We start from the raw sequence: 14638 nt of genomic DNA, 5'->3' as shown, positions 1-14638 counted from the left end.
TTCCTGCGAGCCGGTCCGTGGCCTTGGATGATGGTGCTACTGCTGGATGATGGTGGCGCTGTTGCCGGTGCCGCTCTGATGAATCGTCGCGACGCCCGGCAGGCGCGTGTTGTCGTTCGCCGGGAAGCCCTGGCGAATCATCGCCTCGTTGGCGCTGCCCAGCTGCGTGATGGTGGCCTGATGGCCCCAATTGCCCTGCTCGATGCTGGCCAGGTTGTCGTCGCCGTTCTGTGTCACCGATGCACGGTTCGAAGCAAAACGCTGATCGATGTCCACGCTGTTGCGGTTGCCGGTGGACGAGCCGCTGATGACGCCGCCATAGCCGTTCTGGTCGACGGTCAGGCGGTTGTCGTCACCGCTCTGGGTGAAGCTCAGTTCGTTGTGGTAGTCGCCTTGGCGGATGTCGGCGTCGTTGTAGTTGCCATCCTGCACGAGCGCCAGGCGATTGCCGTCACCCTGCGCGATCTCGGCCTGGTTGCTCACGCCGTCCTGGCTGACGCTCAGCCGCGAACCTTCGTAGTAGGTCTGCTGGCTGAAGCTGAGCGAGTTGTTGTCACCGCGCTGGGTGATCTCGGCCACGGCGAAGCCGGTCTGGCTGCCGCTGAGCTGGTTGCCGTCACCGGTGCTGCTGGCGGTCAGGGTGTTGGCTCGCCAGGTCTGCTCCAGTGAGGCGACGTTGAGGTTGCCGGTCTGCTGCAGATTGGCGACGTTGAAATGGCTTTCGCCAACCTGGGTGACACTGGCGTCATTGAAGTCGCCCACCTGGCTGACGGCGATGTCGCTGGATTGCACCAGGCCGATCTGCTGGAGCACGGCGACATTGCCGGTACCCGTCTGCTCCAGCTCGGTGCTGTTCTGCGCCATGACCTGGGTGGCGCCGAAGGCGAGCAAGGTAGCGATTGCTGCGGGTTTCAACATGCGATTCTCCATGGCCTCTAGCGGCCCTGCACGATATTGATCTGCTGGCCGTAGCCATATTGCGTGACGGTGCTGCGCAGGCCGTCGCCGACCTGTTCGATACGCGCGTCGTTGTAGGCGCCGTACTGGCTGATGCTGGCCTGGTTGTCGCTGCCGGTCTGGCGGATCTCGGCGTAATTGCCGTGGCCGACCTGTTCGATGACGGCCAGCAGGTCTTCCCCGTGCTGCAGGATGAAGGCTTCCTGGTCGCTGCCCTGTTGCAGCACCTGGGCGCTGAGCGCCTGACCGTTCTGCCGCAGTTCGGCCAGGTTGCCCTGACCCAGCTGCTGCAGATAGGCCTGCTGCGCACCGGCCGCCTGTGTCAGTCGGGACGGTGCGGCGCCGAGCGGGATGCCGCCCGGCGCGAGGTCGCCGTTGTCCATCAGGTCGGCAGCGAGCAGCGGGGAGCCGATCAGGCTGAGGATCAGGGCCAGCAGCAGTGCGGCGCGGGGCGGAGAGCAAGGGGTCATTGGTAGATACCGGATGACAGTGGAGGCGATTCTTGAACGCCGCGCGCAACCTTGGATATCCATCGGATGATGTAAAAAACCGCCTGAATAAGGCGGTTCATGGATTAATCCCAGCGGTGCCATGGGGCGCCAGTCAGCTCGAACGCCCCCCGGCAGTGCCGCCTGCTCGGCGTGCGCTGCCGGGGCGGCCCGCGCTCAGACGCTGCAGGACTTATCCCAGTCCAGATGGCTGCGCAGCAGGTAGGCCGCCTCGGCGCGGTTGGAGGCGCCGATCTTGCGCAGCAGGTTGTGGATATGACTCTTGATCGTGTGCGGGCTGAGGCACAGCTGCTCGGCGATCTCGGCATTGGACAGGCCCTTGCCGGCAAGGCTGAGGATTTCCCGCTCGCGCAGCGTCAGGCTGGTCTTGCTTTCCGCCAGCTGGCGCATGCGCCGCCACTGGCCCAGTAGCCGCTCGGTGAGCACCCGCGGCAGCCAGTCGCCGCCCTTGAGCAAGACGCGAATGCCTTCGAGCAGGTGTTCGCGGGTGGCGTGGCTGTAGAACACCCCACGGATGACCGGGTGTTTCTCCACCAGCTGTTCGGCCTGTTCCGGGACGATGTTCACCAGTGCCACCGGGGTGTGGTCGTCCAGTTGGTCGATCAGGCTGGAAATCTGTTCGGCCTCGCTGTGGCCGGCGTCCACCAGAAACAGGTCGGCATCATGCTGCTCCGGCGGTTCCAGGCCGGCGAGGGAGACTTCGACCTGGGCCTGTTCGCCGAGGAAGTGGCGGAAGAACAAGCCAAGCAGTTCGTTGCCGGTTAATAGCGTGACGGTTGGGGATGTGTTGCCCCGCGTAAGATCCGCGTCCATGTTCGGTACCTAGTCAGTCGGGCGTAATCGTTTAAAAAGCTACTAAACGACCAGCACCTTGCAGCGAAGTTCAGCCCAGAGATGGCGAACGGGCACTATCCGGCCAGCAGGTGCGCAACCTGGCCCAGAGACGGGCGAGCCGCCGGTAAGGCCGCGCGTTTTTGCACGGAACGGCTGCTAAGGTAGCTGCATGAGCCAAACCTCTGCTGCCGTTTCACCTCGCGAACTCAGCGCACGCGCTCTGGCGACCGGATTGTTGCTGGGTGCGCTGCTGGCGCCATCGAATGTCTACTCGGGCCTCAAGATCGGCTGGTCGTTCAATATGTCGATCATTGCGCTGCTGGTCGGCTTCGCCTTCTGGCAGGGAATCGCCAGGGCATTCGGGCGCCCGCGCTGGTCGTTGCTGGAGAGCAACATCAACCAGACCACCGCCTCGTCCTGCGCCTCGATCATCTCCGGCGGGCTGGTGGCGCCGATTCCGGCCTACACGCTGCTCACCGGTCAGCAGCTGGACAGCCTGGCGCTGATGGCCTGGGTGTTCTCGGTGAGCTTTCTCGGCATCTGGGTGGCCTGGTACCTGCGCCCGGGGCTTATCGCCGGCTCCGGGCTGCGCTTTCCCGAAGGCATGGCGACGCTGGCCACCCTGCAGCAGATCTACAGCCAGGGTGCCGAAGCCGGGCGCCGGCTGTGGGTGCTCGGCAGCGCTGCGCTGCTCGCCGCCGGCACCAAACTGATCGATACCTTCTTCTGGAGCCTGCCGCGCTGGGCACCCTCGGCGCAGCTCGAGCGACTGACCTTCACCTTCGAGCCGTCGCTGCTGCTGGTGGGCTTCGGTGGCATTGTCGGCCTGCGCGTCGGCTTGTCGTTGCTGCTCGGCGCACTGCTGGCGTGGGGGCTGCTGGCGCCCTGGCTGCTCGCCGAGGGTCTGATGCGCCTGCCAGCCGCTGCCACGGGGCCGCAGTTCGCCACGCTGATCGAGTGGCTGCTGTGGCCCGGGGTCAGCCTGATGGTCTGCGCCACGCTGACCTCGCTGGGGCTGCGCCTGCTGCGTTCGCGCACGGCGACACGGCGCGGGTCACGCCGGTGGCGTCCACAGGGCTGGCCGGCCGCTGGCCTGGCGCTGGCGATCACGCTGGTGGTGGCGCTGCAGATCAGCCTGTTCGGCATCGCCCCGGCGCTGGCCTTGCTTTCGATCCCGCTGGCGCTGCTGCTGGCGATGGTCGCCGCGCGCGTGGTCGGCGCTACCGGGATTCCACCGATTGGCGCAATCGGGCAGCTGTCGCAGCTTGGCTTCGGCGTGTTCGCACCCGGGCAGGTGCCGGTCAACCTGATGAGCGCCAACACCGCCGGCGGCGCGGCCGGGCAGTGCACCGACCTGCTCAATGATTTCAAGGTCGGGCACGCCATCGGTGCCACGCCGGCGCGCCAGGCGGTGGCGCAATGCGCCGGTATCCTGCTCGGCAGTGTGGTGGGAGTGCTGGCCTATCAGCTGCTGATCCCGGACCCGCAGGCGATGCTGATCACCCCCGAGTGGCCGGCGCCGGCGGTGGCGACCTGGAAAGCGGTGGCCGAAGCGCTGACTGGCGGGTTGGGTGCGCTGGCGGTCGATGTGCGCTGGGCGATGCTGGTCGGCGCGCTCTGCGGAATACTGCTGGGTGCGCTGGAAGGTCTGTTGCCGGAGGCGCAGCTGCGCTGGCTGCCAAGTTCGGCAGCGCTCGGCCTGGCATTCATCATTCCCGCTTCGATCTCGCTGCTGATGACCTTCGGCGCCGTGCTCGCCTGGGCCTTCACCTCGCGCTGGCGCAGTCTCGGCGAGCGTTTCGTGATCGTCGCCGCCGCGGGGCTGGTGGCCGGCGAAAGCATGGCGGGCGTCGGTGCGTCGCTCTGGCAATTGCTGCGCTGATTTAGCGAAACGCCTGAATTAAAGCGCCGCGTGGTCGGTCGTACCCCTTGTACTCATCTGGGGGAGAGGCATGACCAAGCCAACATCGCCGGACGACAACAAGCAGGTCGCCAACCGCGCCATGGTGCAGGCGGCCGTCCTGGCCGCTGTGGTGCTGCTGTGCATCGTCGCCTGGCTGGCCTTCGACTTTCTCTTGCTGCTGTTCGCGTCCATCCTGTTCGGCGTGTTGATCCACGGCGTGAGCTGCTGGCTGAGCAGGCACACCCCGTTGCCCTACAAGGCTTCGATGGGCGCATTCTTCGTGGTCCTGCTGCTGGGCCTGGGCGGCGGGGGCTGGCTGGTGGCGCCGAGCATCGTCGAGCAGGCCGATGCGCTGTCCGATTCGCTACCGGAGGCGGTCGAGCGGCTGCGTGAGCGTGCCGAGCAACTGCCCTGGGCCAACGAGCTGCTGCAGCAGAGCGATCGGCTGGCGGATTCGTTGCCGGAGGGCTCCAGCGCCTTCAGCGTGGTGACCAAGGTGATGGGCTCGGTGGCGGGCGCGCTGAGCAGTTTCGTCATCGCCTTCGCCATTGGCATCTGCCTGGCGATCGACCCGCGGGTCTACCGCAGCGGGTTGCTCAAGCTGGTGCCGCAGGGCTATCGCCCGCGTGCCGCCGAGGTGCTCGACGAGAGTGGCGCGACGCTGCGTGCCTGGTTGCTGGCCAAGCTGCTGGAGATGCTGCTGATCGGCGTGCTGACCACCCTCGGCCTCTGGCTGCTGGGCATCGAGCTGGCCCTGGTGCTCGGGCTGATCGCCGGATTGCTGTCGTTCATCCCCAACTTCGGCCCCGTCCTGGCGGTGATTCCCGCGCTGTTGCTGGCCTCGCTGGAGGGTGGGCGCACGGTGCTCTATGTCGCCGGGCTCTACCTGTTCGTCCAGGCGCTGGAGAGCTACGTCTTCACGCCGTTCATGCAGCAACGCATCGTTTCGATCCCTCCGGCGCTGACCATCGGCGTTCAGCTGCTGTTCGGCTTGCTCGCCGGCACCCTCGGCCTGCTGCTGGCCACACCGCTGGCGGCGCTCGGCATGGTGCTGGTGCGCATGCTGTACGTGGAGGATCTGCTGGGTGATCGCGAGCAGGTGACCGACGGTTCGTCGTAGCGGCCGCTCTGCGCCGCCGCCTGGCGGGCATGTCATGTTTTGTAAAGGCTGGCGAGGAAACCCCTGGCCAGCCCTGCTGCCGGAACCTGTGTACCCCCTGAAAAAATGGCAGGAGACGCATCATGAACATGCACAAGATCGCGGCATTCACCCTGGCGGGTCTGCTTTCCGGCGCGGCGTTCGCGGCGGACAACACCGGCACCGGCACGCACAATTCCATGGATCACGGGACCCATGAGCAGGGCACCATGGGTGGCACTGGCACTGGCACTGGCACTGGCACCGGCACCGGCGGCATGGACAGCGGAACCGGTACGGGCACAGGCACGACCGATATGCCGGGTTCGGCAGATCGTCCGGCCACCACGACCGGCAGTGACCAGGGCACCGGTGCCGATACCGGTGCGGATGGCGCCACCGGTGCGCCGGGTACCACTGGTACCGGCGGCGAGGGCGGCGAGCGCGGCGCTTACTGATTCCGCGAACAGCACGACGGCCCGGCAAGCCTCTGGCTTCCGGGCCGTTTCGCGTCCTGCCGGTGACCGCTCGGCCGAAGACCGTGGCGCCGGCGAAACCTTGGCGGCGCGGATGTGCCGAAAGCGCAAGAGACGATCGGAGGTGCGACGATGAATTTTGTGCGCTACGGCATCCTGCTGCTTTCGCTGGCATTCGCCTCGGGCGTGATGGCAGAAGGCACCGGCCCCACCCAGCCCGACAAGGCGCGCCAGCACCCGCTGGACAACAGCGAGCCCCGTGACGAACCGGCCGAGCAGCCGAGGCAGCAACAGCAGCTCGATCAGCCGCCGACGCTGCAACCGCGCCAGTCACCGATCGAAACCGATGTTCCGCCTCAGCTCGATCCGGTGGACGAGCAGCCCGGTAGCGATGTGGACGCGGCCGGCCCGCGCGTGCTGCGCAGCTAGCACGCCGCTGCGTGCCAAGCGAAGGCTGCGGGAATGAAAAAGGGAGGCCGAAGCCTCCCTTTCACTCGAGCGCTTCGCGGCGTCAGAACAGCACGCGGCTGCGGATGGTGCCGTTGACGTGCTGCAGCTTCTCCAGCGCCAGGTCGGAGTATTCCTTGTCCACGTCGATGACGACGTAACCGACCTTCTCGTTGGTCTGCAGGAACTGGCCGCAGATGTTGATGCCGTTGTCGGCGAAGACCTTGTTGATCTCGCTCATCACGCCCGGAATGTTCTGGTGGATGTGCAGCAGGCGATGCTTGCCCGGGTGCGACGGCAGGGCGACTTCCGGGAAGTTGACCGAAGACACCGAGGTGCCGTTGTCGCTGTACTTGACCAGCTTCTCGGCGACTTCCAGGCCGATGTTGGCCTGCGCTTCGGCGGTGGAACCACCGATGTGCGGGGTCAGGATCACGCGATCCAAGCCACGCAGCGGGCTTTCGAATTCCTCGTCGTTGGACTTCGGCTCGACCGGGAACACGTCGATGGCGGCGCCGATCAGGTGCTCGTCCTTGATCGCGGCGGCCAGGTGATCCAGCTCGACCACGGTGCCGCGGGCGGCGTTGATCAGGATGGCGCCTTTCTTCATGGCGCGGATTTCCTTCTCGCCGATCATCCACTGGGTGGACGGCAGCTCCGGAACGTGCAGCGAGACGATGTCGCACATGCCCAGCAGCTCGTACAGCGAGCCGATCTGGGTGGCATTGCCCAGCGGCAGCTTGGTCACCACGTCATAGAAGAAGACCTGCATGCCCAGCGCTTCGGCCAGTACCGACAGCTGCGTGCCGATGGAGCCGTAGCCGATGATGCCGAGCTTCTTGCCGCGGATCTCGAAGGAGTTGGCTGCCGACTTGATCCAGCCGCCGCGATGGCAGGAAGCGTTCTTCTCGGGGATGCCGCGCAGGAGCAGGATGGCTTCGGCCAGCACCAGTTCGGCCACGGAACGGGTGTTGGAATAGGGCGCGTTGAACACCGCGATGCCGCGCTCGCGGGCGGCGTTGAGGTCGACCTGGTTGGTGCCGATGCAGAAGCAGCCGACGGCGATCAGCTTCTTGGCGCAGTCGAAGACTTCCTCGGTGAGCTGGGTACGCGAGCGGATGCCGATGAAATGGGCGTCGGCGATCTTTTCCTTCAGCTCATCGCCGGACAGCGCGGTCTTGAGGTACTCGATGTTGGTGTAGCCGGCCGCCTTCAGGGTATCGACAGCGTTCTGGTGCACGCCTTCGAGAAGAAGGAACTTGATCTTGCTCTTGTCGAGAGAGGTCTGGCTCATCTGCATTAAAACCTTAAGGCCGAAGGATAGGACTGAAGTGTCCAGCGAAGGCTGGCCGACCCGGCAATGCCGGTGCCGGGAGTCTGCCGAGGCACGTTTCAAAGGGGTGCGTATGCTAGCATACGAGCCCCTCGAAACACCCCCACCCCTGTGCTGAAGCGTGCTCAGGGTGACCATGAATCGTATGAGAGTTCCCGTGATGACCGACCCCGCCCTGATCGATGAGCTGAAAACCCTGGTCGAGCCCGGCAAAGTGCTGACCGACGCCGATTCGCTGAACGCCTACGGCAAGGACTGGACCAAGCATTTCGCTCCCGCGCCGTCGGCCATCGTCTTCCCCAAGAGCATCGAGCAGGTGCAGGCCATCGTGCGCTGGGCCAACGCCCACAAGGTCGCGCTGGTGCCGTCGGGCGGTCGCACCGGACTCTCGGCCGCCGCCGTGGCAGCCAATGGCGAGGTGGTGGTGTCTTTCGACTACATGAACCAGATTCTCGAATTCAACGAGATGGATCGCACCGCCGTCTGCCAGCCCGGCGTGGTCACCGCGCAGCTGCAGCAGTTCGCCGAGGACAAGGGCCTGTACTACCCGGTGGACTTCGCCTCCGCCGGCTCCAGCCAGATCGGCGGCAACATCGGCACCAATGCCGGTGGCATCAAGGTGATCCGCTACGGCATGACCCGCAACTGGGTCGCCGGCATGAAGGTGGTAACCGGCAAGGGCGACCTGCTGGAGCTGAACAAGGACCTGATCAAGAACGCCACCGGCTACGACCTGCGCCAGCTGTTCATCGGCGCCGAGGGCACGCTGGGCTTCGTCGTCGAGGCCACCATGCGCCTGGAACGCCAGCCGACCAACCTCACCGCACTGGTGCTGGGCACCCCGGATTTCGATTCGATCATGCCGGTGCTGCACGCCTTCCAGGACAAGCTGGACCTGACCGCCTTCGAGTTCTTCTCCGACAAGGCGCTGGCCAAGGTGCTCGGCCGCGGTGACGTGCCGGCGCCGTTCGAGACCGACTGCCCGTTCTACGCGCTGCTGGAATTCGAGGCCACCACCGAGGAGCGTGCCGAGCAGGCGCTGGCGACCTTCGAACATTGCGTCGAGCAGGGCTGGGTGCTCGACGGCGTGATGAGCCAGAGCGAGCAGCAGCTGCAGAACCTGTGGAAGCTGCGCGAGTACATCTCCGAGACCATCAGTCATTGGACACCGTACAAGAACGACATCTCGGTCACCGTCGGCAAGGTGCCGGCCTTCCTCAAGGAAATCGATGCGATCGTTGGCGAACACTACCCGGATTTCGAGATCGTCTGGTTCGGCCATATCGGCGACGGCAACCTGCACCTGAACATCCTCAAGCCCGACGCCATGGACAAGGACGAGTTCTTCGGCAAGTGCGCGACGGTGAACAAATGGGTGTTCGAGACCGTGCAAAAGTACAACGGCTCGATCTCTGCCGAACACGGCGTCGGCATGACCAAACGTGACTACCTCGAGTACAGCCGCTCGCCGGCGGAAATCGAATACATGAAAGCGGTCAAGGCGGTGTTCGATCCGAACGGCATCATGAACCCCGGCAAGATCTTCGCGGCCTGAGTCGCCCACCGACCCAAGGAGTCATCGATGAGCTACCAGCACCACTACACCGACGGCACGCCGATCCACTACCCGCTGGGCAAGGTGGTCTGCATCGGCCGCAACTACGCAGAGCACGCCAAGGAACTGAACAACCCGGTGCCCACCGAGCCGCTGCTGTTCATCAAGGCCGGCAGCTGCACCGTGCCGCTGGAAGGCGGCTTCAGCATCCCGAGCGATCGTGGTGCGGTGCATTACGAAGCGGAAATCGCCGTGCTGATCGGCAAGCCGCTGTCGCGCAAGCCCAACGAGGAAGAGGTGCGCGATGCCATCTCCGGCTTCGCCCCGGCGCTGGATCTGACCCTGCGCGACGTGCAGGCCAGGCTCAAGGAAAAGGGTCACCCGTGGGAAATCGCCAAGAGCTTCGACGGCGCCTGCGTGCTGGCACCGTTCGTGCCGGGCGACGCGGTGGAGGATCTGGGCGACATCGGCATCCGCCTGAGCATCAACGGCGAAGTCCGCCAGGACGGCAACAGCAGCCAGATGCTCAATGCCATCCTGCCGCTGCTGCAGCACATCGCCGGGCATTTCAGCCTGCAGCCGGGTGACGTGGTACTGACCGGCACGCCGGCCGGTGTCGGCCCGCTCAACCAAGGCGATGAGCTGGTGCTGGAGCTGGTCGGCCTGTCCCGCTTCGAGAGCCGCGTGCTCTGATCCATCGACGCGGCGGGATTCACCCGCCGCGTTTGCCGCTTCTTTGCGAACCGTTCTCGTGTTGTAATCCGGCACCCTCCGCTGGAACGCTTTTCATGCCCGTTCGTTATTCCCGTTGGCGCCTGCTCGTCGCTGTCGTCCTGTTGCTGCTGTTCGTTGCGCTGCTCATCGCCGGTCGGCTGCTGCATTGGGATGACCAGCTGCGGCTGTACTGGAGCGAGCGCTCGGTCACTGCCGAACAGCGTGCCGCCGGCATCTGGCTGCCAGACTATGAGCTGGCGCTGGAGACCACGCTGGCCGGGCTCGAGGACGACGAAACCTCCGGGCTGACCTGGAACCCGCTGACCGGCACGCTGTTCACCGTTACCGGCAAACATCCGCAGCTGATCGAGTTCACCCCGGCCGGTGTCGTATTGCGGCGCATCGCACTGACCGGCTTCTCCGATCCGGAAGCGGTGGAGGCGCTGGATGATGGCCGCCTGGCGATCGTCGACGAGCGCCGCCGGCTGGTCGCGGTATTCCGCCTGGAGCCGGGCGTGGAAAGCCTGGAGCTGGACGACCTCGCCAGCTATGACCTCGGGTTCGCCGAGGCCGGCAACAAGGGCTTCGAGGGGCTGGCGTGGAATCCGCATACGCAACGCCTGCTGCTGGCCAAGGAACGCGACCCGCAGGGGCTGTTCGAGCTGCCATTCCCCGGCGAGGACGGTGCCGTCGGCGCGCTGAAGGCATTGCCCAGCCAGCCGCTGCTGGTGCGCGACCTGTCATCGGTGACGATTGATCCGCGCAGCGGTCATACGCTGCTGCTCTCGGACGAGTCCCGGCTGCTGGTGGAGCTGGACCTGCAAGGCAAGCCACGCAGCTTCATCGCCTTGTTCGGTGGTCTGAATGGCCTGGTGCAGGGCATCGAGCAGGCGGAGGGCGTCGCCATGGACGGCGAAGGCAACATCTATGTGGTAGGCGAGCCGAACCGCTTCTACGTGTTCAGCCGCAAGCGCTGAGACGTTGCGCCCGTTAAGCCTGGTGTAAGCCAGGCCCGACACAATCGCGATTTCAGAATTAGAAGAAAGTGGGTGTCATGCGTGCGTTGAAGATCCTTCTGGCTGCGCTGCTCGGCGTTGCCCTGTTACTGGCCGTGGCGGCCGGCGTTCACTACCGCCTGTTCGAGCGCGGCTGGTTCCACTTCACCCAGTGGCAGCAGGGCGAGCAGAGCGGCAGCGCGTCGTTGTGGCTGCCGGACTACCGGGTCGCGATCCAGGGCAAGGTCGTCGCCGGTATCGACGATGACCTGTCGGCGCTGACCTTCGACCCGGATCGCAACAGCCTGATCGCCGTCACCAACGGTGATCCGCACTGGCTGGAACTCAGCCTGGAAGGCGATCTGCTGCGCGCCATTCCGCTGGTCGGCTTCGGCGATCCGGAGGCCATCGAGTATATCTCCGAAGGCGTCTACGTGATCAGCGATGAACGCCTGCAGCGGTTGCTGCGCGTCGAGGTCAATGAGCAGACGAGCGTCATCGATGCCGAGCAGGCGCAACAGCTGTCGCTGGGGATCGACCTCAACGGCAACAAGGGCTTCGAGGGGCTCGCCTACGATACGGCGGGCCAGCGCCTGTACGTCGCCAAGGAGCGCAACCCGGTGCGCATCTACGAGATATCCGGCTTTCCATTTGCCGAGCCGACGCCCTCGGTGCATATCAGTGAGCACCAGGCGCGACTGTTCGTGCGCGACCTTTCCAGCCTGCAGTTCGACGAGCAGACCGGCCACTTGCTGGCGCTTTCCGACGAGTCCCGCCTGGTGGTCGAGCTGGACGCCGATGGCCAGCCGCTCAGCAGCCTGTCGCTGAGCGCGGGCCGGCACGGGTTGGAGCGGGACGTGCCGCAGGCGGAGGGGATGGCGATGGGACCGGACGGCACGCTCTATCTGGTCAGCGAGCCGAACCTGTTCTACGTGTTTCGCAAACCGGCCAGGTGATCGGACGACCAGCCGATCACCTGGCACCAGCGATCAGGCGACCGGCGAGGCGCTTTCGTCCTGCAGGGCGGCGTTCGGGGCGTGGCGACGGACCGAGTCGCAGCCCTGCTCGGCGCTGTGCAGGCTGGCGTACATTTGGCTCTGACCGATGACCTGGCCATTCGTGGCCTTGAGCACGAAGTAATGCTTGCCGTTGCTCGACTCCCTGACCTCGAACGCCTCTTCGCGCACGGCATTCTTGCGTACCGAATCGATGCCGTTGAGCGCCGAAGCGTGGGCCTTGTACTGTTCGCTGGACAACACGACCTGGCCGTTGCTGGCCAGCAGATTGAAATGAAACTGGCCATTGCTGGCGCGTTTCAGCTGGAATTTGCCGGACATGGCGACACCTCCTGTGAATTGCTGCGACGGACTCGGCGCAGCAATTCAAGCGTAGTCGCCCGTGGCGAGAGGCGCCGCTGTGTGACGGTCAGCGCGTGAGGGTCTGCACGCCGTCCTGGGTGCCGAGCAGCAGCAGGTCGGCCGGGCGCATGGCGAACAGGCCGTTGCTGACCACGCCGACGATGTCGTTGATCTTGCCTTCCAGCTCCGGGGCGAAGCCGATCATCAGGTTGTGCACGTCAAGGATGACGTTGCCGTTGTCGGTCACCACGCCGTCGCGGTAGACCGGGTCGCCGCCGAGCTTGACCAGCTCGCGCGCCACATGGCTGCGCGCCATCGGGATGACCTCCACCGGCAGCGGAAAGGCGCCCAGCTGCTCGACCAGCTTGCTGCCATCGGCGATGCAGATGAAGGTCTTGGCCACCGCCGCGACGATCTTTTCGCGGGTGAGTGCCGCACCGCCGCCCTTGATCAGCTCCAGGTGCTTGTTCGCCTCGTCGGCGCCATCCACGTAGAACTCCAGTTCGCTCACCGAGTTCAGGTCGTAGACCGGAATGCCGTGCTGCTTGAGACGTTCGGCGGTAGCTTCGGAGCTGGCCACGGCACCGTCGAAGAAGCCCTTGTGCTTGGCCAGCAGGTCGATGAAGAAGTTGGCGGTGGAGCCGGTACCGACGCCAACGATGCTGCGATCGTTGAGCTTGGGAAGGATATGGTCGACAGCGGCCTGGGCGACGGCCTGCTTGAGCTGGTCCTGGGTCATGGGGGAATCCGGGCGGGAAAGACGAAGCGCGGATTATAGCCCCGCGCCGGCGACCGGTCTCGTGTGCTGCGGCATGCCGAGGCCTTCGCGGATTGCCGGTGGTCGCCGGGGCGCTCGCGAGGGTAGACTCGGCGTTCCCCGCAAGGCCCGCCCAAGATAGCCAGAATGCTCGAACACTACGTCAAGAAGATCCTCACTTCGCGCGTCTATGACGTCGCCGTCGAAACGCCGCTGCAACCCGCCCGCCAGCTTTCCGAACGGATCGGCAACCAGATTCTGCTCAAGCGCGAGGATCTGCAGCCCGTGTTCTCCTTCAAGGTGCGTGGCGCCTACAACAAGCTGGCGCAGCTTTCGCCCGAGGAACTGGCGCGCGGTGTGGTCACCGCGTCGGCCGGCAACCATGCCCAGGGCGTCGCGCTGGCGGCCAAGCAACTGGGGATCAAGGCCACCATCGTTATGCCGCGCACCACGCCGGAGCTGAAGGTGCAGGGCGTGCGAGCCCGTGGCGGCAAGGTGGTACTGCATGGCGATGCCTTCCCCGAGGCGCTGGCCTATTCGCTGAAGCTGGTGGAAGAGAAAGGCTACGTCTATATCCACCCGTACGACGATCCCGACGTGATCGCCGGACAGGGCACCGTGGCGATGGAAATCCTCCGCCAGCATCAGGGGCCGATCGATGCGATCTTCGTTCCGGTGGGCGGTGGCGGGCTGGTGGCGGGAATCGCCGCCTACGTGAAATACCTCTATCCGCAGACCCGGGTGATCGGTGTCGAGCCGGACGACTCCAACTGCCTGCAGGCGGCCATGGCGGCCGGCGAGCGGGTGGTGCTGGAGCAGGTCGGGCTGTTCGCCGACGGCGTGGCCGTGGCGCAGATCGGCCAGCACACCTTTGATGTCTGCAAGCATTACGTCGATGAGGTGATCACCGTCAGCACCGACGAGATCTGCGCGGCGATCAAGGACATCTACGACGACACCCGCTCGATCACCGAGCCGGCCGGTGCCCTGGCCGTGGCCGGGATCAAGAAGTATGTCGAGCGCGACGGCGTCAGCGGTCAGGTGCTGGTGGGCATCGACTCGGGCGCCAACGTCAATTTCGACCGCCTGCGCCATGTCGCCGAGCGCGCCGAACTGGGCGAGAAGCGCGAAGCGATCATCGCCGTCACCATTCCCGAGCAGCCCGGCAGCTTCAAGGCCTTTTGCGAGGCGATCGGCAAGCGCCAGATCACCGAATTCAATTACCGCTACCACACCGACCGCGAGGCGCACATTTTCGTCGGCGTGCAGACCCATCCGGAAAACGACCCGCGCGCGGCGCTGGTGCAGGGCCTGCGTGACAAGGGCTTCCCGGTGCTCGATCTGACCGACAACGAACTGGCCAAGCTGCACACCCGACACATGGTCGGTGGGCACGCGGCCGGGGTCAGCGACGAGATGGTGCTGCGCTTCGAATTCCCGGAGCGGCCCGGCGCGCTGTTCAACTTCCTCAACAAGCTGGGCGGGCGCTGGAACATCTCAATGTTCCACTACCGCAACCACGGTGCGGCCGATGGCCGGGTGGTCGCCGGCCTGCAGGTGCCGGCCGAGGAGCGCCACCTGGTACCCGCGGCGTTGGACAAGATCGGCTACCGCTACTGGGATGAAAGCGACAACCCCGCCTACAAGCTGTTTCTCGGCTGA

Annotated in this window: 15 protein-coding genes; 9 read left to right on the top strand and 6 right to left on the bottom strand. The window is 65.4% G+C overall.

Translation table 11 applies throughout. From position 1 onward, the window contains the following. Positions 1 to 36: 36 nt before the first annotated feature. From VF716_RS16355 to VF716_RS16345, 3 genes are all read right to left on the bottom strand, one after another. Positions 37 to 918, bottom strand: coding sequence for a hypothetical protein (locus tag VF716_RS16355; protein ID WP_014595612.1), 882 nt, complete (start codon positions 916 to 918; stop codon positions 37 to 39). 17 nt (positions 919 to 935) lie between these two features. Beyond that, entirely contained in the window at positions 936 to 1427 is a 492-nt protein-coding gene (locus VF716_RS16350; protein ID WP_014595613.1) for a curli production assembly protein CsgB, read from the bottom strand. A 195-nt stretch (positions 1428 to 1622) separates the two neighbouring features. Further along, the gene (locus VF716_RS16345) at positions 1623 to 2207 is read right to left on the bottom strand and encodes a helix-turn-helix transcriptional regulator (protein ID WP_014595614.1); all 585 of its coding nucleotides are present in this window, start codon (positions 2205 to 2207) and stop codon (positions 1623 to 1625) included. A 262-nt stretch (positions 2208 to 2469) separates the two neighbouring features. Between VF716_RS16345 and VF716_RS16340 the strand changes: the two genes are divergently transcribed. The 4 genes from VF716_RS16340 to VF716_RS16325 all read left to right on the top strand — a co-directional run bounded on the left by VF716_RS16340 (position 2470) and on the right by VF716_RS16325 (position 6246). Then, positions 2470 to 4182: an OPT/YSL family transporter gene (locus VF716_RS16340; RefSeq protein WP_125866359.1), complete on the top strand. Its 1713-nt coding sequence runs from the start codon at positions 2470 to 2472 to the stop codon at positions 4180 to 4182. A gap of 70 nt (positions 4183 to 4252) precedes the next feature. Further along, a complete protein-coding gene (locus VF716_RS16335; RefSeq protein ID WP_125881855.1) occupies positions 4253 to 5323 on the top strand; it encodes an AI-2E family transporter in 1071 nt (356 codons plus the stop codon). Between the two features lie 122 nt (positions 5324 to 5445). Then, positions 5446 to 5799: a hypothetical protein gene (locus tag VF716_RS16330; protein ID WP_017244078.1), complete on the top strand. Its 354-nt coding sequence runs from the start codon at positions 5446 to 5448 to the stop codon at positions 5797 to 5799. A gap of 150 nt (positions 5800 to 5949) precedes the next feature. Next, positions 5950 to 6246: a hypothetical protein gene (locus VF716_RS16325; RefSeq protein ID WP_013981536.1), complete on the top strand. Its 297-nt coding sequence runs from the start codon at positions 5950 to 5952 to the stop codon at positions 6244 to 6246. 82 nt (positions 6247 to 6328) lie between these two features. Here VF716_RS16325 and serA read toward each other — a convergent pair whose 3' ends face one another. Continuing rightward, on the bottom strand, positions 6329 to 7558 hold the full coding sequence (serA, locus tag VF716_RS16320; RefSeq protein WP_020306786.1) for a phosphoglycerate dehydrogenase: 1230 nt from the start codon (positions 7556 to 7558) through the stop codon (positions 6329 to 6331). A 199-nt stretch (positions 7559 to 7757) separates the two neighbouring features. Here serA and VF716_RS16315 point away from each other — a divergent pair, with 199 nt between their 5' ends. The 4 genes from VF716_RS16315 to VF716_RS16300 all read left to right on the top strand — a co-directional run bounded on the left by VF716_RS16315 (position 7758) and on the right by VF716_RS16300 (position 11817). Then, on the top strand, positions 7758 to 9152 hold the full coding sequence (locus VF716_RS16315; RefSeq protein ID WP_011911635.1) for an FAD-binding oxidoreductase: 1395 nt from the start codon (positions 7758 to 7760) through the stop codon (positions 9150 to 9152). A 27-nt stretch (positions 9153 to 9179) separates the two neighbouring features. Continuing rightward, positions 9180 to 9845 carry a fumarylacetoacetate hydrolase family protein gene (locus VF716_RS16310; RefSeq protein ID WP_011911636.1) on the top strand — a complete coding sequence of 222 codons (666 nt, stop codon included), beginning with the start codon at positions 9180 to 9182 and terminating at the stop codon, positions 9843 to 9845. 95 nt (positions 9846 to 9940) lie between these two features. Beyond that, complete coding sequence (locus VF716_RS16305) at positions 9941 to 10843, top strand: SdiA-regulated domain-containing protein (RefSeq protein WP_013981540.1); 903 nt, start codon at positions 9941 to 9943, stop codon at positions 10841 to 10843. Between the two features lie 77 nt (positions 10844 to 10920). Then, positions 10921 to 11817 (top strand): SdiA-regulated domain-containing protein, encoded by an 897-nt coding sequence (locus VF716_RS16300; RefSeq protein WP_045157933.1) that lies wholly within the window; start codon positions 10921 to 10923, stop codon positions 11815 to 11817. A 33-nt stretch (positions 11818 to 11850) separates the two neighbouring features. Here the strand turns inward: VF716_RS16300 and VF716_RS16295 are convergent, their stop codons facing one another. Both VF716_RS16295 and rpiA read right to left on the bottom strand, forming a co-directional pair. Then, positions 11851 to 12198: a YegP family protein gene (locus VF716_RS16295; RefSeq protein WP_014595622.1), complete on the bottom strand. Its 348-nt coding sequence runs from the start codon at positions 12196 to 12198 to the stop codon at positions 11851 to 11853. 88 nt (positions 12199 to 12286) lie between these two features. Further along, positions 12287 to 12958, bottom strand: coding sequence for a ribose-5-phosphate isomerase RpiA (gene rpiA / locus VF716_RS16290; protein WP_011911640.1), 672 nt, complete (start codon positions 12956 to 12958; stop codon positions 12287 to 12289). Between the two features lie 165 nt (positions 12959 to 13123). On the opposite strand from rpiA, the gene ilvA reads away from it, so the two are divergent. Next, positions 13124 to 14638 carry a threonine ammonia-lyase, biosynthetic gene (gene ilvA, locus VF716_RS16285; protein ID WP_014595623.1) on the top strand — a complete coding sequence of 505 codons (1515 nt, stop codon included), beginning with the start codon at positions 13124 to 13126 and terminating at the stop codon, positions 14636 to 14638.

The sequence above is a fragment of the Stutzerimonas sp. Brlt_14 genome (assembly GCF_051948915.1).
Lineage (GTDB): Bacteria > Pseudomonadota > Gammaproteobacteria > Pseudomonadales > Pseudomonadaceae > Stutzerimonas > Stutzerimonas stutzeri.
The sequence above is the reverse complement of the archived record's forward strand: the minus strand, read 5'-3'. Positions and strand labels throughout refer to the sequence as shown.